This window comes from Mariniphaga anaerophila (genome assembly GCF_900129025.1).
GTDB classification, from domain to species: Bacteria; Bacteroidota; Bacteroidia; order Bacteroidales; family Prolixibacteraceae; genus Mariniphaga; species Mariniphaga anaerophila.
This window is the reverse complement of record NZ_FQUM01000003.1, coordinates 466,210-490,495: the sequence shown is the minus strand read 5'-3', so window position 1 is coordinate 490,495 and position 24,286 is coordinate 466,210. Positions and strand designations below refer to the sequence as shown.

At 43.4% G+C, this 24,286-nt stretch carries 20 protein-coding genes; 5 read left to right on the top strand and 15 right to left on the bottom strand.

Annotated features, from left to right (window positions below; all coding sequences use genetic code 11):
- The first annotated feature begins 4 nt into the window (after window positions 1-4).
- From BUB08_RS08115 to BUB08_RS08100, 4 genes are read left to right on the top strand one after another with little or no spacing between them, the layout of a single operon-like run.
- Complete coding sequence (locus tag BUB08_RS08115) at window positions 5-1,345, top strand: Gfo/Idh/MocA family protein (protein ID WP_073000588.1); 1,341 nt, start codon at window positions 5-7, stop codon at window positions 1,343-1,345.
- 10 nt (window positions 1,346-1,355) lie between these two features.
- Entirely contained in the window at window positions 1,356-2,270 is a 915-nt protein-coding gene (locus BUB08_RS08110; RefSeq protein WP_073000585.1) for a glycosyltransferase family 2 protein, read from the top strand.
- A complete protein-coding gene (locus BUB08_RS08105) occupies window positions 2,263-4,215 on the top strand; it encodes a hypothetical protein (RefSeq protein WP_073000582.1) in 1,953 nt (650 codons plus the stop codon). Before BUB08_RS08110 ends, BUB08_RS08105 begins: the two co-directional genes overlap by 8 nt.
- A gap of 38 nt (window positions 4,216-4,253) precedes the next feature.
- Window positions 4,254-4,508 carry an LPXTG cell wall anchor domain-containing protein gene (locus BUB08_RS08100; protein ID WP_073000579.1) on the top strand — a complete coding sequence of 85 codons (255 nt, stop codon included), beginning with the start codon at window positions 4,254-4,256 and terminating at the stop codon, window positions 4,506-4,508.
- A 148-nt stretch (window positions 4,509-4,656) separates the two neighbouring features.
- Here BUB08_RS08100 and frr read toward each other — a convergent pair whose 3' ends face one another.
- The 10 genes from frr to BUB08_RS08050 all read right to left on the bottom strand — a co-directional run bounded on the left by frr (window position 4,657) and on the right by BUB08_RS08050 (window position 18,668).
- Complete coding sequence (frr, locus tag BUB08_RS08095) at window positions 4,657-5,220, bottom strand: ribosome recycling factor (protein WP_073000576.1); 564 nt, start codon at window positions 5,218-5,220, stop codon at window positions 4,657-4,659.
- Between the two features lie 113 nt (window positions 5,221-5,333).
- Window positions 5,334-6,041, bottom strand: a complete 708-nt coding sequence (pyrH, locus tag BUB08_RS08090) for a UMP kinase (RefSeq protein WP_073000573.1) — start codon at window positions 6,039-6,041, stop codon at window positions 5,334-5,336.
- A 14-nt stretch (window positions 6,042-6,055) separates the two neighbouring features.
- The gene (locus BUB08_RS08085) at window positions 6,056-7,708 is read right to left on the bottom strand and encodes an AMP-binding protein (protein ID WP_073000569.1); all 1,653 of its coding nucleotides are present in this window, start codon (window positions 7,706-7,708) and stop codon (window positions 6,056-6,058) included.
- A 34-nt stretch (window positions 7,709-7,742) separates the two neighbouring features.
- Complete coding sequence (locus BUB08_RS08080) at window positions 7,743-8,315, bottom strand: helix-turn-helix domain-containing protein (RefSeq protein WP_073000565.1); 573 nt, start codon at window positions 8,313-8,315, stop codon at window positions 7,743-7,745.
- Between the two features lie 12 nt (window positions 8,316-8,327).
- Window positions 8,328-10,904, bottom strand: coding sequence for an alpha-glucan family phosphorylase (glgP, locus tag BUB08_RS08075; protein ID WP_073000561.1), 2,577 nt, complete (start codon window positions 10,902-10,904; stop codon window positions 8,328-8,330).
- A 119-nt stretch (window positions 10,905-11,023) separates the two neighbouring features.
- Window positions 11,024-12,358 (bottom strand): glycoside hydrolase family 57 protein, encoded by a 1,335-nt coding sequence (locus BUB08_RS08070; protein WP_073000558.1) that lies wholly within the window; start codon window positions 12,356-12,358, stop codon window positions 11,024-11,026.
- A 24-nt stretch (window positions 12,359-12,382) separates the two neighbouring features.
- On the bottom strand, window positions 12,383-13,672 hold the full coding sequence (locus BUB08_RS08065; protein ID WP_073000556.1) for a glycosyltransferase family 4 protein: 1,290 nt from the start codon (window positions 13,670-13,672) through the stop codon (window positions 12,383-12,385).
- Window positions 13,673-13,686: 14 nt separating this feature from the next.
- The gene (locus BUB08_RS08060) at window positions 13,687-15,630 is read right to left on the bottom strand and encodes an amylo-alpha-1,6-glucosidase (RefSeq protein ID WP_073000553.1); all 1,944 of its coding nucleotides are present in this window, start codon (window positions 15,628-15,630) and stop codon (window positions 13,687-13,689) included.
- Entirely contained in the window at window positions 15,627-16,643 is a 1,017-nt protein-coding gene (locus tag BUB08_RS08055; protein WP_073000550.1) for a GSCFA domain-containing protein, read from the bottom strand. Before BUB08_RS08055 ends, BUB08_RS08060 begins: the two co-directional genes overlap by 4 nt.
- A 6-nt stretch (window positions 16,644-16,649) precedes the next feature.
- Entirely contained in the window at window positions 16,650-18,668 is a 2,019-nt protein-coding gene (locus BUB08_RS08050) for an alpha amylase C-terminal domain-containing protein (RefSeq protein WP_073000548.1), read from the bottom strand.
- Between the two features lie 210 nt (window positions 18,669-18,878).
- Here BUB08_RS08050 and BUB08_RS08045 point away from each other — a divergent pair, with 210 nt between their 5' ends.
- Window positions 18,879-19,421, top strand: a complete 543-nt coding sequence (locus BUB08_RS08045; RefSeq protein ID WP_083570649.1) for a GNAT family N-acetyltransferase — start codon at window positions 18,879-18,881, stop codon at window positions 19,419-19,421.
- A 33-nt stretch (window positions 19,422-19,454) separates the two neighbouring features.
- Here BUB08_RS08045 and BUB08_RS08040 read toward each other — a convergent pair whose 3' ends face one another.
- The 5 genes from BUB08_RS08040 to BUB08_RS08020 all read right to left on the bottom strand — a co-directional run bounded on the left by BUB08_RS08040 (window position 19,455) and on the right by BUB08_RS08020 (window position 24,220).
- Complete coding sequence (locus BUB08_RS08040) at window positions 19,455-21,851, bottom strand: penicillin-binding protein 1A (RefSeq protein ID WP_073000546.1); 2,397 nt, start codon at window positions 21,849-21,851, stop codon at window positions 19,455-19,457.
- A 142-nt stretch (window positions 21,852-21,993) separates the two neighbouring features.
- Window positions 21,994-22,470, bottom strand: coding sequence for a YdeI/OmpD-associated family protein (locus BUB08_RS08035; protein ID WP_073000544.1), 477 nt, complete (start codon window positions 22,468-22,470; stop codon window positions 21,994-21,996).
- Window positions 22,471-22,475: 5 nt separating this feature from the next.
- Window positions 22,476-23,399, bottom strand: coding sequence for a tRNA epoxyqueuosine(34) reductase QueG (gene queG, locus BUB08_RS08030; RefSeq protein ID WP_073000542.1), 924 nt, complete (start codon window positions 23,397-23,399; stop codon window positions 22,476-22,478).
- Window positions 23,400-23,478: 79 nt separating this feature from the next.
- Window positions 23,479-23,784 carry a metal-sulfur cluster assembly factor gene (locus tag BUB08_RS08025; protein ID WP_073000540.1) on the bottom strand — a complete coding sequence of 102 codons (306 nt, stop codon included), beginning with the start codon at window positions 23,782-23,784 and terminating at the stop codon, window positions 23,479-23,481.
- Window positions 23,777-24,220: a SufE family protein gene (locus BUB08_RS08020; RefSeq protein WP_073000537.1), complete on the bottom strand. Its 444-nt coding sequence runs from the start codon at window positions 24,218-24,220 to the stop codon at window positions 23,777-23,779. The genes BUB08_RS08025 and BUB08_RS08020 overlap by 8 nt, the downstream gene beginning before the upstream one ends.
- Window positions 24,221-24,286 lie beyond the last annotated feature (66 nt).

Sequence of the window (24,286 nt, the reverse complement as noted above, 5' to 3'; positions counted from 1 at the left end):
TACCATGGAAAAGAATCAACTTTCGCGCAGGAATTTTCTTGAGAGATCGGCGCTTATTGGTGCAGCAGGGCTGGCCGGAATAAGTGCGCTAAATTCCTGTAGTAAAAAGAGCAAATCGGTTGATTACGCCTTTCCTCCGCTTTTAGACAAAGCACCCGATGGAGTTAAAATACGTGCAGGCCTGGTTGGTTGCGGAAACCGTGGTACCGGTGCTGCCCTTAATTTTTTAGCGGCTGGTAACGATTTGGAGCTGGTTGCCCTTGCCGATGTGTTCGAAGACAAGGTTTGGGATTGCCACAGCAAGCTTGAAAAGCAAAAGGTAGAGGTGCCAAAAGGAAATTGCTTTTGGGGTTTTGATGCCTATAAAAAGCTTCTGGATGTTGATTTGGATCTGGTAATTCTGGCAACGCCACCGCATTTCAGGGCAGAACAATTCGATGCTGCAATACAGGCAAAAAAGAATGTGTTTATGGAAAAACCTGCAACGGTTGATCCTGTTGGTGCCCGGCGGATTATTGCCACGTCAAAAAAAGCCGAAAGTATGGGGCTGACGGTAATTACGGGAACACAACGCCGTCACCAGCGCGATTATCTGGAAACATACCGTCAGGTTGCTTCCGGCGCCATTGGTGAAATTACCTCGGCAAAAGCATGGTGGTTGCAGTCGCACGTGTGGTTCCGCACCCGCGAAGAAGGATGGAGCGACATGGAATATATGATTAGGAACTGGAACAACTTCTGCTGGCTTTGCGGAGACCATATTCTTGATACGCATGTGCATAATATAGATGTTGTGAACTGGTTTATTGGCAAACATCCCGAAAATGCTATCGGTTTTGGCGGACGGGTACGAAGGTTGACCGGTGATCAGTACGATTTTTTCAGTATCGATTTTGACTATGGAAATGGCGTTTGCTCTCACAGCATGTCCCGCCAGATCGACGGATGTGCAAATACTCTTGGCGAAATGGTAATGGGTACCGACGGGTACACCAACTGTAAAAATACTATTTTTAATCCTGACGGAACGGTAAAATGGCAATACGGTTACCCGAAAAATAAGGATGGCAAATCTACCGGAATTGTAGAAGTGTCTCCTTACGTGCAGGAGCATATTGATTTGGTGACGGCCATTCGTACCAACAAACCGGTGGTTGAGGCTGAGCGCACAGCTATTTCAACGCTCACTGCAATTATGGGCCGCACTGCTGCTTATACCGGGCAAAAAGTTACCTGGGAGGATATGATGAATTCAACCGAACGGCTGGGCCCTGAAGTGTACGAAATGGGGCCGGTAGATATGGAATTTCCAGTACCGCTTCCGGGAACGCAACATAAAGCTTAAATTGTAAACCATGATTTCAGTTGTTATTCCATTATTAAACGAAGAGCAGTTGGTTGAACAATTGCTCGAAGAACTCTGGACCGAGCTTCCCCAGACAGGGGAGGAGTTTGAGGTAGTTTGTGTTGATGATGGAAGCACTGATCAAACCCTGCATAAACTGTTGCGCTTTAAAGAAAAGCACAGTGGGTTGAAAATCCTTTCGCTTTCGCGAAATTTTGGGTTGCAGGCTGCAATGACGGCCGGCATTGAATATGCGAAAGGTGAATACGTGGTGATGATGGATGGAGATTTTCAGGATCCTCCGGATTTGGTTCCTGTCCTTTTCGAAAAAATAAAGTCTTCAGGAACTGATATTGTTTCCGCTGTGCGCGAAGCGCGCAATGAGAAATTTTCTAAAAGGGTGTACATTAATATTTTTCATCGGATTTTCGATAAACTTACCGGAGGGCAGCAAGTTGCCCAAACAGGAAACTTTTGCATCTTGAACAAAGAGGCACATCGTGCTATCTTACAATTTTCAGAAAGAAACCGTTACCTGCCCGGAATTCGGAATTTTATCGGGTTTAACCACGAGTTTATTTTATACGACCGCCCCGACCGGTTGAAAGGCGCCGCTAAAATGAGCCGCCGTAAACTGTTCGCTCTGGCAGCAGATGCTATTTATTCGTTTTCGAAATGGCCTATCAGAGTTTGTTTGTACCTGGGAATTCTCGGGGTACTTATATTTTTGGCAGCTATTGTGTATACTTTGGTGTCAAAAGTGCTGGGGTTGGCGCCCATCGGATGGTCGTCCATGTTCTTGGCAATTAGTTTTTTCGGCTCGGTTCAGCTTACATTTTTAGGATTAATAGGCGAATATATATACCGCATTTTTAAAGAGGTTCAAGGCAGGCCGCTCTATTTTGTTCAGAAAGTTTATGAATAGTCCGATACACATATTGACCGGGAAAAGCGCTTTTTGGGCACTAATGCTTCTGCTGGCAGTTGCACTGGCGGTATTAGCTCCGCATGCCGCTGTAAATGTAGACGAGCAATTGCATTATCCGCATGCCAAAAAAGTTGTAAATTGGTATTTCTCGCTTGGGGCAGATGAAAGCTGTTTAAACACCCCGAACACAAATTTGAAATATTACGGGCAGTCTGTTGATAATCTCACTGCGCTTATTAATCGGGCGTTCAGAATAGAAAATGAGTTTTTAACCAGACATTTTGCCGGAGCTTTTTTCTTTTGGTTGTTGCTGTTGTTTTCCGGATTTCTGGCACATAGAATCTCCGAAAACTGGAGCGTTGCAGTTGTGAGTGTGTTGGCTCTGGTGTTTATGCCAAGGCTTTTCGGACAAGCTTTTGGCAATTTAAAAGATATACCGTTCGCCGCCGGGTACATGGCCGGCTTGTATTTTATTATTCGTTTTTTAGAGGAACTTCCCCGCGTGAGCTGGAAAACAACAGTCTTGCTTGGACTTGCCATTGCATTTACCGTGTCTGTGAGAGCAGGTGGGTTTATCCTCTTTGCTTATTTAGGATTAAGTATCATATTATATTTTGTTTTGAAGCCTTTTTGCCTGAAACAAATAGTTTCAACTAGACCCGTTTTTGTGAGGCTGTTGGGCCAGGGTGCTGCAATACTGCTTATAGGTTATTTTGCAGGATTGTTGTTCTGGCCCTATGCCTTGCAAAATGTTTTTGTACATCCGGTTGAAAGTTTGAGGGTGATGGAACACTACAAAGTGAGCATCCGTCAGATTTTTGAAGGCGAGCAATTGTGGAGTACTCAACTGCCGTGGTATTATTTGCCCAAGTGGTTGCTGATTTCGACTCCTCTATTTGTGTTGGGAGGCATTATTGTTTATTTGTGGCAATTCGTTAAACAGATTTTTTTTAAAGATAAAGCTTTGCATCAGGCGTTGAAAGAAGGCTTTGTGCTGTTTGCTTTCGTTTTTCCTTTTTTTTATGTGTTGGCAATTGGCGCTAATTTGTATAGCGGAGTAAGGCAGATGTTGTTTATTTTGCCGCCTGTGACAATTCTTGCTGTAATCGGAATATCTCGATTAATAAAAATGGTGGAAAAGAGCAACAGAAAAATGTCTTACGCAGTGTATGCGTTTTTTTTTGTTTTGCTTGTTCTGCCGCTGAAGCATCAGGCAGTAACTTTTCCGGTTGATTATATTTACTTTAATCCGCTGATTGGTGGAAATAAAAATGCCTGGGGCGAATATGAATACGATTACTATTTTCACGCGGTAAAGTCGCCCGCAGAAGATGTGATAGATATGGCAAATGGAGAGAATGTTATTGTGGCCATGAATTGCAATTTGTCCAATTATTTCGAAAGACATTCCAATATAAAATATCAATACACCCGGTTTCTGGAGCGGAGTTCAAATGACTGGGATTACGCTGTTTTCGGTGTAAATTATCTCCATCCGTTTTTGCTAAAGAACAATAACTGGACACCGTCTGGTGTTATAAAAACATATTACCATTGTGGTAATCCGGTGGCAGTTTTAGTGAAACGACCAGAAAAAACAGATTTTCAAGGTATTTCTGAAATAAAAAACGGAAATTTGCAGCACGGTACAGCTTTGCTTGAAATGGCAATAAAACAGGAGCCGAATAATGTTTGGTTGTTTGTGAATTTGGCAAAAGCAAAGTTGGCAATGGGCGATGTGCCCGGATTTGAGACCGCTTTAAATGAGGGGCGGAAAATACATCCTTATTTTGAACCGTTGTTTTTGGTGAAGGCTACCTATTTATATAGTATCGGAGATTATAGTAAGTCTTTTGCTGAGCTGACAAAGCTACTTGCAATAAATCCAAGGTATCTTCCTGCAAAGCGTTTGCTCGATGATGTGAAAAGTAAAATGAATTGAAAAGTAACCATAAAGTATAACCATAATTTTGATTAGAGATGAAAGCATTTAAAAGATTTTTAGCAACAGTTGTTGCCGGTGTTTTGAGCTTTCCTTACTTGCTGATGGCGCAGGATGAAGGAACTTATATTGATAATCTGGGCGTTCAGGATAGTTCTTATATGGATCAGGATTTGCTCGCCGAAGGGGCTCAAAGTTCGGGCTCGGGAAATACCACTGTAATTATTATTGTAATTGTTGTAATAGTAATTGCAGTTGCCGGCTACCTGGCAATGAAAAAAAAGAAGAAATAAAAAAGCACTTTCGATTGCGATAGAAACCTGCCTTTACGGCGGGTTTTTTTATTTTCGGGGAAGGCCTAAAAAAAGGCAGCTTCTACAAGCTGCCTCAAAGCCATGAAAACAATTAAACAATGTTCAGAAAACAGAAAACTAGAAACAATTATATCGTCATAATGTCTTTTTCTTTAGCTTCCACTAAAGTGTCGACTTTTTTGCCGTATTCGTTTGTAACGGTTTGAACCTCTGCCTCAGCATCTTTTTCAACGTCTTCCGATAAACCGTCTTTCAGTAATTTCTTCAAACTTTCGTTTGCCTCTTTTCTTGCAGCGCGGATGCTGACCTTAGCCGTTTCGCCTTCCTGACTGGCTTGCTTAACAAGCTGCTTCCTTCTTTCTTCTGTTAAAGCCGGAATGTTTATACGGATAATTTCACCGTTATTATCAGGATTGAAACCTAAATTGGCTGCTAATATAGCTTTTTCTATAACAGGAATCAAATTTTTTTCCCAGGGTTGAATTGCAATTGTGCGGGCATCCGGGGTGCTGACGTTAGAAACCTGATTGAGCGGAGTAAGCGCTCCATAATACTCAACCTGAACACTTTCTATCATCGAAGGGGAGGCTTTTCCTGCCCTGATGCCAGTTAACTCTTTTTCCAGATGCTTAATAGCACCCAGCATTTTGTCTTTACAATAATCAATAATAAAATCTACTTCTTCTTGCATTGGTCAAGTGCTGTATGTATTCCATACTTTTGGTTCAATAGCAAATATAGAAAAAATATAGTTACACGAAAATTTTTTGATTTTAAATTGTGGGCTTCCCGTAAAAATCGTGTTCAATAAACTACCGTGCCTATATTTTCTCCTGTAATCACTTTTTTGAGGTTCCCTTTTTGATCCATGTTAAAGACCATGACCGGCAGGTTATTTTCTTTACACAGCGCTGTTGCCGTGAGATCCATAATGCGCAGGTTACGGTTATAAATCTCGTCGAAACTAATTCGATCGAACTTTTTTGCTTTTGGATCTTTCTCTGGGTCTGCTGTGTAAACGCCGTCAACACGGGTTCCTTTAAACATAATTTCTGCTTCAATTTCTACCGCACGCAGTGCGCTTGCAGTATCTGTTGTAAAAAATGGATTTCCTGTTCCGCCGGAAATGATTGCTATTTCTCCATTTTTCATTGCTGCAATGGCTTTTTCTTTCGCGTAATATTCGCCAATCGGCTCCATCCGAATGGCGGTAAACACCCGCCCTGAAATTCCTTTCGTTTTTAGTGCAGAGCTAAGTGCCAGGCTGTTTATCACAGTGGCCATCATTCCCATCTGGTCTCCTTTAACCCGGTCGAACCCTTTGCTTGTTCCACTGAGTCCTCTGAAAATATTTCCCCCGCCAATTACAATTCCAACCTGAACGCCCATGTTGGCCAGTTCTGCAATTTGTTCTGCATAATCGTTAAGGCGAACTTCGTCGATTCCGTATTTTTGGCCGCCCATTAGCGATTCTCCACTCAACTTCAGTAATATGCGTTTGTATTTTATCATGGGTAAAATCGATTTTATATTATTTCAATTCCTTTTGTTTTGCAAATTTCAGCACTTAGTTCGCTCAATTTATATTTCTGAATTTTTCCGCTGGCAGTCATCGGAAACTCATCAATAAAAAAGATGTACTTCGGAATTTTAAAACGAGCAATTTGTCCACGGCAGAAATCCTTTATCTCCTCTTCCGTAATACTTTGTCCTTCTTTTAGTCTGATAAAAGCACCTACCTGTTCGCCATATTTGGGACTTGGAACAGCGGCAACTTCTACGGTTTCAATTTGTGGAAGCCGGTACAAAAAGTTTTCAATTTCGCGCGGATAAATATTTTCTCCCCCTCGTATGATCATGTCTTTTATGCGCCCGGTAATTCTGAAAAAGCCATCTTTTGTTTTTACGGCAAGGTCTCCGGAGTGCAGCCATCCGTCTTTATCGATTACTTTTGCAGTGGCTTCCGGGTTTTTGTAGTAGCCTTTCATAACGTTGTAGCCACGACAACAAATTTCTCCCTGCTCTTCAGCCTGGCACTCTTCTCCGGTCTCCGGGTTTACTATTTTTACTTCCACGTCCGGGAATTCGTATCCAACAGTGGTGGCACGAACTTCGGGAGAGTTATGTGTGCGCGTGGCCGTCATACCGGGCGACGATTCGGTCAATCCATAAACAATGATGATGTCTTTCATGTACATCTTGGTCATCACCTGGTTCATGGTTTCGATGGGGCAGAGCGCACCGGCCATAATCCCAGTCCGCAGTGAACTCAGATCGAACATGTCGAACATCGGATGGTGCAGCTCGGCAATAAACATGGTAGGAACTCCGTAAAGTGCCGTGCACTTTTCTTTGTGTACCGATGCCAGAACCATGAGCGGTTCAAATTCTTCGTTAAAAACCATGGTAGCTCCGTGCGTGATAATGGCGCACAGTGCCAGCACGCACCCAAAACAATGAAACATTGGAACGCAAACCAGGAGTTTTTCATCCGAAGTATATTTCATGCACTCGCCGGTTGCAAATCCGTTGTTCAGAATATTGTGATGGGAAAGCATTACACCTTTCGGAAACCCTGTTGTTCCTGAAGTATATTGCATATTTACCACATCGTGGCAACTTATATTTTCTTTAATGTTTTCCAGATCTACATCATCAACATGGCTTCCCAGCAGGATGAGTTCTGCGGTGTTGTACATTCCGCGATGTTTTTCCTGTCCGATAAAAACAATGTTTTTCAGTTCTGGAAATATCTCTGTTTTCAGATCTCCTCGAGCTTGTTCTCTTAATTCGGGAACAAGTTCAAAAACCATTTTTACGAAATCACTGTCGCGGTAACCATCGGCAAGGCAAAGCGTATTTATGTCGGCATTTTTTAACAGGTACTCCAGCTCCGATAATTTATAGCTGGTGTTTACTGTTACCAGAACAGCTCCGATTTTTGCCGCTGCAAATAAAAATGTAGTCCAGTCGGGTACATTTTTTGCCCATATTCCGACTTTATCTCCGGGGCGCACCCCAATGTATAAAAGCCCTTTGGCCAGGTTGTCAACCCGTTTGTTAAACTGCGCATATGTAAAACGCAGGTTTCGGTCGGGATAAACCATGAATTCCTTTTCAGGAGTTTCAATGGCCCACTTCTCCAGTATCCCGCCGAGTGTATAATCAAGTAACTGCATGAAGTTAAAAGTTCAAAAGATTTTTGGTAAAAGTTTAAACAGGAGTATACACAACGGCAAGTAATTTTGCCGGTTGGTTGTTTGCTGCATGAACGTTGTGTTCTACAACAGAATCAAGGTAAATTGTATCTCCTTTATTTATCTGAAAAACATCTTTGCCGTAATTGACTTCGATGCTTCCTTCCAAAACATACATGAACTCTTCTCCTTCGTGCGACGAAAGTTTGTAGTCTGATTCTTTCGACGGTTCAATATCAACAATAAAAGGTTCCATGTGCCTTCCGGCTTTGTCCTGCGCCAATGAGAAAAAGTTAAGGTGTTCGCGCGTGGAGTCGTCTTTTGTTGAGAAACTCATGCTCGATTTTTCCTCTCCTGCTCTCATTATTGCAGGGCCAATTTGTTCCTGTCCGTCGAGAAAAGTACCAATACGTACGCCAAGCGCCCTGGAAATTTTTATGAGATGCCCCAAAGAAGGCATGACTCCTTTGTCTTCAACTTTTTCGAGTTGTTCTTCGTCGAGGTTAGCTTTTAAGGCGAGGTCTTTTCTGCTGATTTGCCTGAATTCGCGGTATTTTTTGATTTTTTCCCCCAGAATTTTCTTACTCATTTTATTGAATTTTTACAACCATTTCACGTATTTGAAATCTTGTCTGTGGGGGAGACCTTCATTTTTCGGATAAAGCCTGAGTCCGTAATTGAACGAACCCGGATGAACCGGACTATAATTAAGAATGTATTGACAAATAGAATTTTCGCAACTTTTTACGTTAAAATCCAGCCGCTCTACAATTTGAGGCTTTTCTTCAACGCCGTTTTCAACAACAATCAACTCCAGCCCAATATCGTTGCCCGACAATCCTTTCAGGTTAACCTCAACGTTTATGGGATATTCCCGGCCTACTGTCATCATATTGTTTACACCTTCGGCCACGTTAATGTTCAACACTTCAATTTCGTTCCATACCGAGCTTACCTTTTGTTTCCAGGCAGCCAGTTCTTTTGCCCATTTGAAGTTTTCGTTCTTAATATTATTTGTTCGTTCGAGTTGAGGCAGATAATACCGGGTGTGGTAATCCTGCATCATTCTGCCGGTTGTGAAATGGGGTGCCACCTGGGCAATTGTATTTTTAATGGTATCAACCCACTCAACCGAAACTCCCTCTTTATTTCTGTCGTAAAACGTGTGGATTATTTCTTCTTCAAGTATATTGTATATGGTTTCGGCATCCAGCTCATCCTGGAAATCCTGCACTTCGTAGGTGCGTTCGGCAGGAAGTGCCCAGCCTGAGTCTTTGCGGTAACCTTCTACCCACCATCCATCGAGGACAGAGAAATGCAACGTGCCGTTCATTACTCCTTTCATTCCACTGGTGCCCGAGGCTTCCAGCGGACGGGTGGGAGTGTTCAGCCAAACATCTACACCCTGAAGCAGCATTTTTGCCAGGTTGATGTCGTAATTCTGGATGAACAAAATTTTTCCCCTGAATTCAGGCCGTTTCGAAATATCAACAATGTATTTGATCAGGTCTTGCCCCGCTTTGTCTGCCGGGTGCGCTTTTCCTGCAAAAATAAACTGTACAGGCCGTTCAGGGTTATTTACTATTTTAGACAGCCGCTCGAGGTTTCTGAATAAAAGGTAACCTCTTTTGTAGGTAGCAAACCTGCGCGCAAAACCGATTGTAAGTGCATTCGGATTTAATTTTCCGATTACTTCTGTTATCAGTTTCGGGTTTTCGTTTCGTTTAACCCAGTTGTCTGAGAAACGTGCTTTAATATAATTTATGAGTTTTTTTCTCAGTGTATTTCTGAGGTTCCAGATTTGCTCTTCCGGAGCTTTGTAAATTCTGCTCCATACGTCAAAATCAAGCTGATTTCTCGGAAATTCTTCCCCAAAGTACTCATTGTGAATGGCTTTCCATTCTTTGGCAGTCCAGGTAGAGTAGTGAACCCCGTTTGTTACGTAGCCAATTTCCAGCTCTTCTTCGAGGTATCCTTCGTAAAGCGATTTTAGCACTGTTTTGCTTACGTCGCCGTGGAGTTTACTTACCCCGTTAATTCCCTGCGAGAGGTTGGACGCCAGATAACTCATGTTGAAATGGTCTTCGTGCACGTTGGCTTTGCCCAATCTCACAAAATCTTCCCAGCTTAGTCCCAGCCTTTTAGGGACAGGATCCATGTAATATTTGAACATGTTTTCGTGGAAAGAATCGTGCCCGGCAGGAACAGGCGTATGTGTGGTGAAAACAGTTGAAGCTCTCACAACTTCTTTGGCTTCGAAAAAGTTCAATTGGTATTTTTCCATGTAATTAGACAACCGTTCCAGCCCGATAAAAGCTGCGTGCCCTTCGTTACAATGGAATATTTCTGAATTGTAGCCCAATTTGTTCAGTGCCCTGATTCCTCCGATACCAAGCAGAATTTCCTGTTTTAACCGGTTCTCGTTGTCGCCGCCGTACAAATGGTGGGTAACCGACCTGTCTTGCTCCTGGTTTGCCGGATTGTCGGCATCGAGAAGATACAGTTTTACCGAGCCAACATTAACCTGCCATACGCAGGCAGTTAGTTTTCTTCCGGGAAGATCTACTTGTACTTTTATCCATTCACCGTTTTCGTCCAGCGCCGGTTGAACCGGAATTTTCGAAAAATCCTGGAATTCGTAGTTGGCCATTTGCTCTCCGTGGAGATTCAGCACCTGTTTAAAATATCCGTAGCGATAAAGCAAGCCCACCGCAGTAAGGTTTACTTTCATGTCGCTGGCTTCTTTGAGGTAGTCTCCGGCCAGCATTCCCAACCCTCCGGAATATATTTTTAACGAATCGTGCAATCCGTATTCCATGCTGAAATAAGCAACCTGCGGGCTTCCCAGGTTTTTTCTTTCATCCATGTAGTTTTTAAACTGATCGTAAACCTGGTGCATTTCAGTCATAAAATGCTGGTCGTTGTTCAGTTCCTGAAAACGTTTGTAACTTACTTCTTCCAGAAGCAATACCGGATTGTTGTCGAATTCTTCCCATAATTTTGGTTCAACGTATTTGAACAACTCGATTGCGCGTGAGTTCCAAACCCACCAAAGGTTTTTTGAAAGCTCGCGTAGCGGTTCGAGTGTTTCGGGAAGGTGCGATTCAACTATTATTTTTTTCCAATTTGGCTGGCCATTCTCCGGCCAATTGATATTTTTTTTGTCGTCTGTTTTCATGTTTTTATTTTGTTCTTGACCCTAATTTGTTGTGCAAAAATAAACTTTCTATTTACATCTGTCCTGTAACTGAAAAATATTTTGTATTGAATAGCAATGAAATAACATGCAGAAGCAGGTTATGCTTTTCGTTTTTTTGTCGTCTTTTTTTGTCGTGTCTTTGGTTTTTGGAGCCTTTGTAATTCTGCCTCCATCTTTTTTATTTTTTGTTCTTTCGAGGCAAGAAGTTTGTGCAGCGCTGCCACTTCCTGTTCCTTTTCGTTTTCCGGAGTTACCGCATTCAGCCGTATTTTAAAATCGCTTAAAACATTCATGTAATTAATAAATGCTTCGTAGGGCGATTCGAACGGATTGTAGTAACTGTGGGCTTCGCCGCTGGAAAAGAATTTTGTTGACATGTAATAAAAATGGTCGCTAATCTGGAGGTAATTCCAGTCTCTGATTAATTTCGGATCAGTGCATGAAGCCATTCTTCGCCGCAGTTCGTAAAGGTTTTCAAATGCCTCTTTCTGCATTTCGTTCCCCAGCCAGGCCGTTAAATCCCGCTCTTCGTCGGCCCACGAAATCGGGTTGGGAACACTTACCACCGAAACCGGCTGAAGCTCTTTGATGATTTGTGAAGGCGTAGCAAATTTCAGTGAATTGTCTTCTGCCACAAGCTGTGCCCAACGCTCCAGAAATTCAAAAATTCCACTTTCTTTGGGCTGGCGCTCGCCAAACGATTCATAACTTAAAAACAGATTTACCACCTCTTCGTTAGAATCGAGTTTTTTCAGCCACCCTGTAAATTTTTCAGCGGTGAGCGGATATTCCGACCAGTTGTTATTTGAGAAACGAAACGAAATATCGTCACTTAGTTTGAAATTGCGCATCAACACTTTCAGCCTCGGATTGCGGGCATTTACATACAAAAAGTTGGGGCTTTTCCATCCCAGAATATGGCGGGCTCCTTCGGTGAGCATGCCTTGGTATCCCATCTGACAAACCTGAGCGCCGATGTCGTCAGAATAGATCATTTCCGTGTTTTTGAATACTTTGGGTTTCTGACCAAACAGCTCAAAAATTTTCTGGTCGTGAAGCCTGACCTGTTCTTCAAAGACAGTTTTGTCCTTTAGCGATGCAAGTGAATGCGAATAAGTTTCTGAAAGGAATTCGACGCACCCTGTCCGGGTTAGTTCTTTGAATGAATCAATTACTTCCGGAGCATACAGTTCGAATTGTTCCATGGCAACCCCCGACAGGGAAAACGCAACTTTGAAATTGCCGTTCAGTTCTTTTGCCAGTTTCAACAAAACCCGGTTGGTGGGCAGATAACTTTTTTCTGCGATTTTTCTCATGATGGTTTCATTGGCATAATCGTCGTAATAGTAATGGTCGTTGCCAATGTCAAAAAACCTGTATTTGCGGTGCCTGAATGGTTGATGCACTTCAAAAAATAGACATATCGTTTTCATTCCTTATTTTATTTCGTCGCTTGGTTAAACATTTAATAAATTCTCGTAAATTTCCTGAACACGTTTGGCCGAATGGTGCCATTTTAATCCGCCTACTTCCTTCTTTCCCGATTTTTTCAGAAAGCCCGAAAGCGCCGGATAAGTAAGCAGCCCGTATATTGCATCGGCCATGGCGTAAGTATCCCAAAAGTCAATTTTTATGGCGTGTTTTAATATTTCGGATACGCCCGATTGGTTAGAAATTATTACCGGCACATCGGCTTGCATTGCTTCCAGCGGAACAATACCGAATGGCTCCGACACTGAAGGCATTACAAATACATCGGTCATCTGAAACATCTGGTTAACATCTTCACCTTCCAGAAAGCCTGTAAAATGAAACTTGTCTGCCATTCCCAAATGAGCTACCCGTTCTACCATTTCTGCCATTTTATCGCCGCTGCCTGCCATTACAAATCGCACATTATCTTTCTTTTTTAGAACCAGGTGGGCGGCTTCAATAAAATATTCGGGGCCTTTTTGCATGGTAATCCGTCCCAGAAAAGTCACCAGTTTTTCGTTTACTCCTTTTTTGATGTTTAAGTTGTGTTTATTTGTTTGCGGTTCAACAGCATTGTAAACCGTAACAATTTTTTCAGGAGGAATATTGTATTTTTCGATGATGGTTTGCCGGGTGAAGTTGCTAACGGCGATAATTTTATCGGCTATTTCCATGCCTTCACGTTCAATGGCGTAAACGGTTGGGTTTACATTTCCGCCGCTTCGGTCAAAATCGGTGGCATGAACATGAATGACCAGGGGCTTTCCGGAAGCTCTTTTGGCTGCAATGCCTGCCGGGTAAGCCAGCCAGTCGTGGGCGTGAATGATGTCAAAATCGTTTTCCCGGGCAATAATATCGGCAACAACAGCATAATTTTTTATTTCGCCAATGAGGTTGGGACCGTAACCGCCGCTAAAATCGACATTGAATCCTTCGTCGGTTTTTATGAACCTTGCCTTTTTATAGGTAGTCTGGTTTTTCAGTGTCCAGAACTCTTCTTCGGTTACATATGGAATTACTTCAGAATTTACTTCGAGATAATCGATTTTCGTCCCTGTTTCGTTAAATAGAAACTCCTTTTGGGCAATTGCCGTTTTGTTTGCTCCAATAAGTTGTATTAAAGACTGGTCTTCGTCGCCAAACGCTTTTGGTACGACAAAAAGTACTTCCGTATTTTTTAATGAGGCCAATCCTTTTGTCAGCCCGTAACAGGCTGTCCCCAATCCTCCTGAAATATGGGGTGGAAATTCCCAACCAAACATTAATACTTTCATAACCGGTAATATTTTTATTTACAGTTTTGCATGAGATGCAATGCATTAACTATTCCCGCAACATTCCAGGCCTGCGATGTTGCACCTTTGGCTTTGTGTGGCGGGTCTCCGTTGTATGTTTCAGAAAGAGTGCCAACGCAGTGTTCGGTAACTGTTTCTTCAAATCTTTCGAGTATTTGCTTTACAAAGGGCAGTCCTCCTCTTCCGTGAATTTCCAGGTATGCTTTTACGAAAAACTGTATGAGCCAGGGATAAGCAGCTCCCATGTGTACTGCCGATTCTCTTTGATCGGGTCCGCCCTGAATTATGCCTTTGTACCTGAGGTGGTCGGGCGACAAAGTGCGAAGTCCGCGTGGTGTTAATAACCGTCTTTTTGCTTCACTTAAAATATGTTTCCTTTGTTCTTTTGAAAGCGGCGAATAATCCATGGCAGCGGCAATTACCATATTGGGGCGCACTGCCCAGTCCCGGATTCCGTCCTTCACCACATCGGCAAGATGATCGTGCCCCTCGCTGCAGAACGTGCGCAAAAAAGCATCTCCCATCTTTTGTGGCATTGCTTCCCATTCTTTTATAAATTTAGAATCGTTGGAAATTTTTGCCATTTCCAAAGCAAAAACTATGGCATTGTACCACAGTGCATTAATTTCTGCAGCCAGCCCTGCCCGTTGCACTACCGGTTTTCCTTCCGAATAGGAATCCATCCAGGTGAGGGCGGTGTTTTCTTTTTCGGCACAGAGCAATCCGTCGCTTGTCATTTCCAGAAAATCCGGTAACGAATTCCGGTAAGCTTCCAGAATTTCTTTTACGGTAAAACTATAATTGAGCCAAACCCCTCTTGGTGAGCGTTGTGTTTTTGCATACTGCTGCACTGCCCAAATAAACCAAAGCGACGCGTCGGCCGAATTGTAAGTGGGCTGCTGACTGTCGATGGTGTCGGGGAGCAGTCCGTTTTTAATATGTTTTTTATAGGTAGTAAGAACATCTGCAAACAGGGAATTTTTGCCGGTGCCCAATGCCAGCCCCGGAAGAGCAACGAATGCCTGGCGGGTAATGCTGTTGTACCAGGGAAAGCCGGCAATAATGCTCGTTTCGTTTTTTTTCTGAAGGACAAATTGTTCGCAGGCATTTTTCAGGGAACTGAGAAAAGTGAATCGCCGGGTGCGTTTGTTTTGTTCCCTGGTAAAACGTTGCTTAAGTGTGTTCGGATTTGAAAGTTCTGTGCCCGCAGCAAAAATTACAGTCTCCCCTGGTTTCATCGAAAGCTCAAAATAACCGGGAACAAACAGGTCTTCCAGGTACTCGTATCCGCGGTGTAATTCTTTGAGGTACTCAATGTTGTAATACCAGTCCGGCACAGGAATGAAATCGTTTTTTTTGTTGAACTGCATGAACAGATCCGGATAGCCGTCGTAAAGACGCATACTAGCACCGTTGGATACCGATTGAAATTTTGAATTTACAAAGAGGTTGGCTTTGCTCAGGCTGTGAATATTTCTGAACGCCAGGAACGGTTTAAACCGTACGATTGTTTCTTTTGTGGTGTCGCTTAACGTGTAGCGAATCAGAATCTGTTCTTTCTTTTCCACCAGCAACCGTTCCATGGTTAACAGGGCATTGCCAATTCGGTAGCTTATTTTCGGCAGGTAATCGAGCTCAATGTTTTCGATGTAAATATGCCCTTTGGGATCGTACGAACCACCTTTGTACCGGTGTATTCCCAGCCTGAATTCTTCGTTATCCTGTATCAGCGATACGTCGAGCGACGAAAGCAAAACGTGTTTTTCTCCTCCGAAATTGTTAATCGGGCAAACCAATAACCCATGATACTTACGGGTGTTGCAGCCGTTTAATGTGGTGCTGATGTAGGAGCCTGCGCGGTTAGAGCGCAAAATTTCGCGGTTTAGCGAGTACTCCAGGTTTACCAATTGTTCTTTGTCAAATTTGAGGTAGCTCATAATTTGAATTGTATGTTTTTAATTTCAGTTAATTGCGTTAAAAAATAATCCTGTTCAGAGGCCAGGTTCAGATATGGAAATCTATTCTGAATATCCTGTGTCTTTTGCAGGCTTTCTGTTAAAAATTGCTGGTGCTCTTTTGTTTGCCTGTTAAACGGTTTATGATTCACCGCAGTAATTAAGTTTTTTACTTTTTTCGAAATATTCCGGCTCTCTTCGTCAATCAGCGCCATTTGAAATTTCTCCCAAATATGATTAATTGCCGAGTTCGAAAGATGTATCATATCGTCTGCATAAAACCGGTAATCGCGGAGTTCGTCCATCACAATTTCATAAGCCGGAAAATAATCGCAGTTTTCTTTTCCGAGTTCATTCACCAGTTGGTCGATTGCCAGCAGCAGGGTTGATTTGCTGCGCTGGTTTTCGATGGCTCCGTCTTTCCAGTGCCTGATTGGGCTGACTGTAAAAATCAATTTTATTTCCGGATTTATTTGTCGTATTTCAGAAAACAACTGCTTGTAATTCTCTGTGATTTCGTCGGGAGTCAGCCTAAAACGGCGGAACTCTTTTTCCGGAATTTTGTGGCAGTTGGAAACCGTTTGTCCGGTTTTATTGTACGCATAAACCCAGGCTGTGCCAAATGTCAGAAACAGAAACCCGGCATTTTTGAGAAATTCTGCAGAGGATTCAATTCTGTTGTTAATTGCATCGAGGGTTTCTTCTGCATCGGGCGACGAGAATCTGCTGTGGTGAAAAAAACTGTGCCACAGTCCGTTATTCTGAATTAAGTCGTTTTTTGCAAACTTCTTTTTTTCGAGAAGAAACCGCAGGCCGTTTGCCACAGAAACAGGGTTGTATAAAATTCCAAACGGATTAATATCCACCGGATATTTAAGTCCGGCCATTTTATTGCCCACATTTTCGGTAAAGCAGGAACCCATAAAAAGATTGCGTTTTCGGTATCCTGTTTTCCAGCAAAACTGCGGAAGTTCTATTTCTGTCTGGAATTTCATCGCCAATTACTTCACTTTTGGAAAATCAATCTTTTTTAAAACCATAGCCGTGCGCGCCGGTAGATAAAGTTTCAGGTAGTGCTGGCTGGTTAATCCTCCGCTGGGCAGGGTGTAGTATGGAATATCTTCGTCAACACGATCCTGCCCTCCAAACCGACCTGAATCGGTGTTCAGAACCACTTTGTATTTCCCGGCTCCCAGCGGAATTCCATAATCTGTAAACGAGTGCGTCGGATTAAAATTGAACACAAAAAGAAACAGTCCGCGGTGGTAAGCCAGTACTTTATCCGGTTTGTTTTCCATTACAAAATCAACGGATGGAATGGTCAGCAGCTTGTGCTCGCTAATGAAATGGATCATCTCTTTGTCGAAATCGTACAACCAGGTGTACTTTAATTCAGGGTCGTCTGCAATGCTCCAGAGCCTTCGGCAATGGCTGTATGACCATCCGTTTCCTTCGCGCGGAAAATCGATCCACTCGGGATGCCCGAATTCATTCCCCATAAAGTTTAAGTAGGCTCCCCCGGCAGTAGTTGCCGTAATCAGCCGAATCATTTTATGCAGGGCAATGCCGCGGTCAACCGTCAGGTTGGGCTGGTCTTTGCGCATGCTGTAATACATTTCTTTGTCGATAAGCCGGAAAATAATGGTTTTGTCTCCCACCAGCGCCTGATCGTGAGACTCGGCATAGCTTACCACTTTCTCGTCGAGCCTTTTGGATGTGAGGTTGTAAAAAATATCGCCTACTTCCCACTCGTCGTCTTTTTTTTCTTTGATGAGTTTGATCCAATAATCGGGCACGCCCATTGCCATGCGGTAGTCGAATCCCAACCCACCGTGTTTAACAGGAACAGCCAGTCCGGGCATTCCGCTCATATCTTCTGCAATAGAGATGGAATTTTTCTTTATCTGCTTTATTAATTTGTTGGCAAGGGTGAAATAGGTAGTGGCATCTGTGTCCACATTTCCTCCAAAATAGTCGTCGTAACCGGTGAAAGCCTTTCCTAGTCCGTGGTCAAAATAGAGCATGCTGGTAACACCATCAAACCTGAATCCGTCGAACCTGAACTCTTCGAGCCAGTATTTTATGTTGGAGAGTAAAAAATGAACCACTTCGTTTTTTCCGTAGTTGAAACAGTAGGAGTCCCATGCCGGGTGTTCGCCCCGCCCGCCTTCGTGAAAAAACTGGTAGCGTGTGCCGTCATATTTTCCCAGCCCTTCAATTTCGTTTTTTACGGCATGAGAATGTACAATGTCCATAATTACTGCCAGCCCCATTTCGTGTGCTTCGTCAATCAGTTGCCTGAGTTCATCCGGCGTGCCGAACCGCGATGAGGGCGCAAAGAAACTGGAAACATGGTATCCGAAACTTCCGTAGTAGGGGTGTTCGGGAATTGCCATCAGCTGAACGGTGTTGTACCCGTTGGCTTTTATTCGCGGCAGCATGTTTTCTCTGAATTCGTTGTAGGTATGCACGCATCCTTCTTCGCCCGACATGCCAATGTGAGCTTCGTAAATAAGCGGAGGACCGGTTACTCCTTTGAACTCGTTGTTTACCCATTCGTACCCGTTTCCGGGGTACCACACCTGTGCGTTAAAAACGTGGGTTTCCGGATCCTGAACCACATAATTTGCCCAGGCAGGAATACGCTTGCCGTAATCCAATGCCCAGTGCATCGAAAGTGCATAAAGGTCGCCGTGGCGCAATTCGCTATCTTTTAGCCGAAGTTCCCAAACTCCGTTTTGCAACGGTTCAAATGCATATTTCTTTTGTTCTTCCCAATTGTTAAATGAACCTATCAGAAACAGATAGGTAGCATTTGGAGCCCATTCTCTAATTGCCCAGCCATCTGTGGTTTTATGTAACCCAAAGTAGAGATGACCGCTGGCAAAGTCGTAAAGCGAAGTATCTCCTGCCAGTTCTTTTTCTTTTGTGCGGGCTGCCTTAATTCGGTTAACAATAGCATCTGTATAGGGTTGCAGCCACATATCATCCTGTACTAGTCTTGGTATGTTTTTCCCCATAATCTTTTTGCCTAAAGATAAGCAAAGACTTAAACTTGTTAACAAAATTGGAGTTAAATGAGGGGAATTCATGTTTTATTTAACCTGTTGGTGAGTTCTTTGGAAAAGAATTTTTTTTTGAAAGTTGGTTGTGTTGAAATATCCAACACTGTTTTTTTTTGGTAATCGGGAGAAAAAAACGAACATTTGCCGACTCTGAAACGATGAAATATGGAGAGAAAATTAGTAAGACAACGAATTTTTGGAAAGGAAGATGATTGCTTTGAAAAGGCCTGGCAGTTGTATGTAGATGCTTTTCCTGATGACGAACGCAGGATGTTGCCTGCACAACTTGAGTTGCTGGAACAACCGCTGTATCATTTCGAAACAATACTAAAAGATGATGCCTTTGCGGGGATTTTTTTCTGGTGGCATTTCAACGGATTGCGTTTTGTTGAGCATTTTGCAACCAGCCCGCAGGTTCGTGGTGGAGGAGTAGGCAGAAAGCTGCTCGAGAATTTTATTGAGGAAAGCTGCGAACCGATAATTCTCGAGGTAGAAAAGCCTGAAACGGAAATTGCCCGGCGGCGGATTGGTTTTTACCAGCGAATCGGTTTTCGTTTAAACGATTACTATTATGTGCAGCCTCCGTACCGCAGTGGAGGAAATCCGTTGGAGTTGTCGTTAATGTCCTTTCCGCAATTGCTGGATGAGCAAACTCATTCATTTTTTATGAAGGATTGTCATCCGTTGATTTACGGGATAGAAGTCTGAAGTGTAATATAATGGAGTCGATCTGCCGGCGTGCTATTTTTTCTTCTTTTTGAAAATGCCTTTCAACGATTGCCACAATCCTTTTTTAGTTTCTGCACTTTCGGGTTGCTGAATTTCCCGCAGTTTTTCTTCTTTGCTTTTTCCTGTGAAAATCCGATCAAGCAAATTGTCGGGTTTCTCAATTTCAAGGATTTCCTTGTAACGGGGAATATTCAGGTCGGCGAGTAATTCCTGATCCAGATTGGGGAACCGGGCTGCTTGCAGCTTTTTGTAACGCGGGTCATTGTACAGTTTATTGAAGAATTTTCCGACTATGGGGAGCGCGGCAAAAGCACCCTGCCCGTATGTGGTGGTACGAAAATGAACCCCGGGGTCTTCTGCGCCGGTCCAACATCCGGTTACCAGGTTTGGGGTGAGGCCCACAAACCATCCGTCGGAGTTGTTTTGGGTAGTTCCTGTTTTTCCTGCAAAATCGCCATGTATGCGGTACGACGAACGAATTTTTGTGCCGGTGCCTTCGTTAATTGCTGTCTCCATCATGTGCATAATAATGCGGCAGTTCACTTCGTTTAGCTGGCCCTTTTGTGTGGCAGGCCTTTCGAATTCGGCCAATAATTTTCCGTCGGCAGACGAAATGGAACACAGGTAGTAGGGCTCAACTTTTGTTCCGCCGTTTAGCATGGTTGCGTAGGCAAAAAGAAGATCTTTCAGACTGATTGAAGTGACTCCGAGCGCCAGCGACGGAACTTTTGGCAGGTCGGCTTCCAGCCCCAACTCCCGGGCAGTGGAAACGATATTGTCTATTCCTGTCTGCATTAACACATCAACAGCCACCGTATTTATTGATCTCGACAGTGCTCCTTCCATGGAATAGTATCCATCGCTGTGCCCGCCTGAATTGGCAGGAGACCAGTTGTCGTATTCTTCGTAAACTTTTTGTGTTGCGGGGAAATAATCAAAGGGGCTCAAACCGTTTTCGAGAGCCGACAAGTACACAAACGGTTTAAATGTGGAGCCTACCTGTCGTTGGGAAAGCACGTGGTCGTATTTAAAAAAGCGGAAATCGATTCCTCCAACCCAGGCTTTCAAATCACCGTTTTTCGGGTTCAGTGCCAGGAAACCGGTGTTGAGCAATCGCAGGTAATGTTTTACCGAGTCCAGAGGTGTTGTTTTTACTTGTTCTATTCCGTTCCAGGTGAACAACGAGGCTGTAATTTCATCGTTAAACGCTTTGTCGATTTGCTCCTGCGAAAAGCCCGCCTTTTTCATTTGTTTGTAGCGGTCGGTGCGTTGCACTGCTCTTTTCAAAATAGAAGGATTTCTTCGCCATGGGTCGGCGTTGCTCCAGTGTTTGTCGAAAATGCCCTGCAGGTTTTTCATGTGCTCGGTAACCGATTGGCGTGCGTAATACTGGTAGTCGGCATTCAGGGTGGTTGCAATTCTGAGGCCGTCGGTGTAAAGGTTCCAGTGTTCGCCATTTTCTTTGGTGTTGTTGGCGCACCAATCCAGCAGCTCGGGTTTTAACATTTCAACAAAGTAGGGAGCCGGCCCTTCGTTGAACGAGATGCGGGTGTATTTTATTCTCAGTGGTTTCTCTTTGAATTTTTGCCCTTCCTCCTCGGTGAGGTAGCCATTGGTAACCATGAGCGAAATTACGACGTTGCGCCTTGCCTCGGAACGCTCGGGGTTGAGGCGTGGGTTGTACGCACTGTTTGCCTTGAGCATGCCAACCAGAACAGCCGCTTCATCAACCGTTAAATTTTTTGGGTTTTTGCTGAAGTAGCGTTCGGAAGCCACCTCTATCCCGAAAATATTTTCGCCAAAAGGCACTGTATTCAGGTAGAGGGTTAAAATTTCTTCTTTGGTGTAAATGCGTTCCAGCCGGTAAGCAATAATTGCTTCTCTCAGCTTATTTACCGGCATGGACAGAATTCCTACGTCGTTTCGGGGAAACAGGTTTTTTGCCACTTGCTGGCTTAATGTGCTTCCACCTCCGGCGCTGCGATCTCTGAGTAAAATCGTTTTTACAAGTACACGCATTAGTGCAATTTCGTCGATGCCGCGGTGTTCGTAAAAACGTGCATCTTCGGTTGCAATAAGTGCGTGAATTACATTGGGCGAAATTTCATCGAAACTAACGTTACTTCTGTTTTCGGTGTAATAACGGCCAAGCAGTTTGCCGTCTTCCGAAATGACCTCAGAAGCCTGCGGGTTTTTTATTTCAATGAGTTGCGCAGATGTCGGCACATGCCCCGTGTAGCCCAAAAAGACAACAACAAACAGCACAGAAAAAGCCAGAATTCCGGCTGCAATTAGCCAGAGAATAAAAATGAACAGTCTGTTCTTTCCGTTCTTTTTAGTTTTCCTTTTTGTGCTTTTACGAGGTTTCCGTTTTACCGGCTTTTTATTTTTTGCCTTTTTTGCAACCATCTGCTGGAGTTTAAAATGCAAAAGTAAATAAATATATCTTTTCTTTCTGTAAACGAAAAGTGAAAACGCCAGGTATTAATTGATGTGAATTAACCTCGTCAGGAGTTTTAATTGAGGCGTAGTTTTTAACCGGCGTTGGTAGTTATATTCCTGTTTTTCCCGAATGCTTTTTGCGCAGAAAATCGAAGAAATGATTTATTCTCTCCACTTTTGCTTCGTCAGACTTGGGCTCTTCAGTGAATTCTTTCCACATCTTTTTTTGTGCCCAGGTGAGTGCATTGAATTCGTCGTGTAGATCCGGCTCATTTTCCAGCAGCCACAACAGATGCTCAGGAAGCTCTATCGTTGGCAGGTTTTTTACCTCTTGTACAGAAATAGAAACGGTATCTCCTTCTTCTTTTCCGATGGTTTCTCTGATTTCTTTTTTTACATGCAGCCAGTGTGTACCGTTTCCATGAGGAAGGAGGCTCATGTCGAACGTTACTCCGTCGAATGTTGCTTTTACCCGAACTGTTCTTCTTGTGCCGAACTCTTTTGCACTTTCAAAAGGGAACTCAGCAAAAATACCATTTGAAGTACCTTTTATCAGAGTTGTTTTGTATTGAAATTTTTTTGTCATTTGTTTTATTCTCTTTCAACAAACTCCAAATTTCGTTTTAGGCCTTTAAAACCGGTTCGTTTAACCGCCGAGTTTTTAAACAGCTGATTGAAAAGCGGCCTGTCCATATTGTGCCACTCGTTGTGGGTTAGTTCGAGCAATTTTGGCACCGGCGTAAACTCAGAAGTGTTGTTTGGTTCCGATTTTAAATTCCACGGACAAACATCCTGACAGATGTCGCACCCAAATACCCGGTTTTCAAACTGCCCTTTCAGATTTTTGTCTAGTTCTCCTTTTAGTTCGATGGTTTGGTAGGAGATACATTTTCGGGCGTCAATTACGCGGTTGTTTGCAATGGCTTTTGTGGGACAAGCATCTATGCAGCGTGTGCAGGTACCGCAATGGTCGGCAACGGGTTTGGGGTTATCATAAGGTAATTCCACATCGAGGATAAGTTCGCCAATAAAAAAGAAACTGCCGTAAAGTACTGAGATGAGGTTGCTGTTTTTTCCTACCCAACCCAACCCACCCCGGCGGGCCCACGCGCGCTCCAGAACAGGTGCTGAATCTACAAACGGCCTTCCGTTGCATGGTGTAATTTCTTTCCGGATGAACCGTAGCAGTTCTTTCAGCTTGTCTTTCATTACAAAATGATAGTCGATGCCATACGCATATTTTGAAAGAACAGGTGCCGAGTCATCGTTTTGCGTTGCTTTCGGAAAATAGTTTAGGAGAACAACAATTACTGTTTTGGCATTTTCAACAAGCAATTGGGGGTTGAGGCGTTTCTCGATATTGCGGGACATGTATCCCATTTCTCCATTCATTCCGGCATCCAGCCAGGAGTGGAAATGGCCGCTTTCTTCTTCCAAAAAGCCGGCAGGGATTATTGCACAATCCAAAAATCCCAACTCTTTCGATTTAGCCTTTATGGATTGCGATATGTTCATCGGCTGTTTTTGTAATTTGCTGTGCCTTCAGGCTTTTTGGTAAACACAGAGGTTGCCTGATTGTTCCTCCGGAAAAAGGTTAAAAGAACCCCAATTCGAGCCGGGCTTCTTCACTCATCATCGACTTATCCCATGGAGGATCGAAAGTGAGATCTACATTCACATTCTCAATTCCTTCTGCTGAGCGGGCAGCCTGTGTTACATCGTCCATAAGAATGTCTACCACCGGGCATCCCGGAGCAGTAAGTGTCATTACAATATTGGCGTTGTTTTTTTCGTCTACATCTACGTTATATATCAATCCCAAATCATAAATATTGACAGGGATTTCAGGATCGTAAACCTGTTTCAGGTTTTCGATTATCTGGTCTATTCTTTTATCCATTTATAGTACCTCCTTGCTTTTCCAACCTGTCATAAGCAACAGCGTAAAGCCTGATTTGTTTTACCATGGCCAGCAATCCGTTGGCTCTGGTAGGCGACAAATGTTGTTTTAATCCCAGGTCATCAATAAAGTGCAAATCGTTGTCCATTATTTCTTTGGGAGTTCGTCCGGAAACCACGCGTAACAGCAATGCCACCAGTCCTTTTACTATTACTGCATCGCTTTCTCCCCTGAAGTGAATTACGGCATTTTCTTTTTCTGCCACCAGCCACACCCGCGACTGGCATCCTTTTATAAGGTGTTGGTCGTTTTTATCCTTCGGGTCAAGTGGTTTAAGTTCATTTCCCAGTTCAATTAGGTAAGCGTATTTGTCCATCCAGTCCTGGTAAACTGAAAACTCTTCAATTATTTCTTGCTGAACTTCTTCTATGGTCATGCTTTTTCTCTCCTGAAATTAAAGGATACAAATGTCGGAATTTTTTAAATCCATACAAATTTCTCC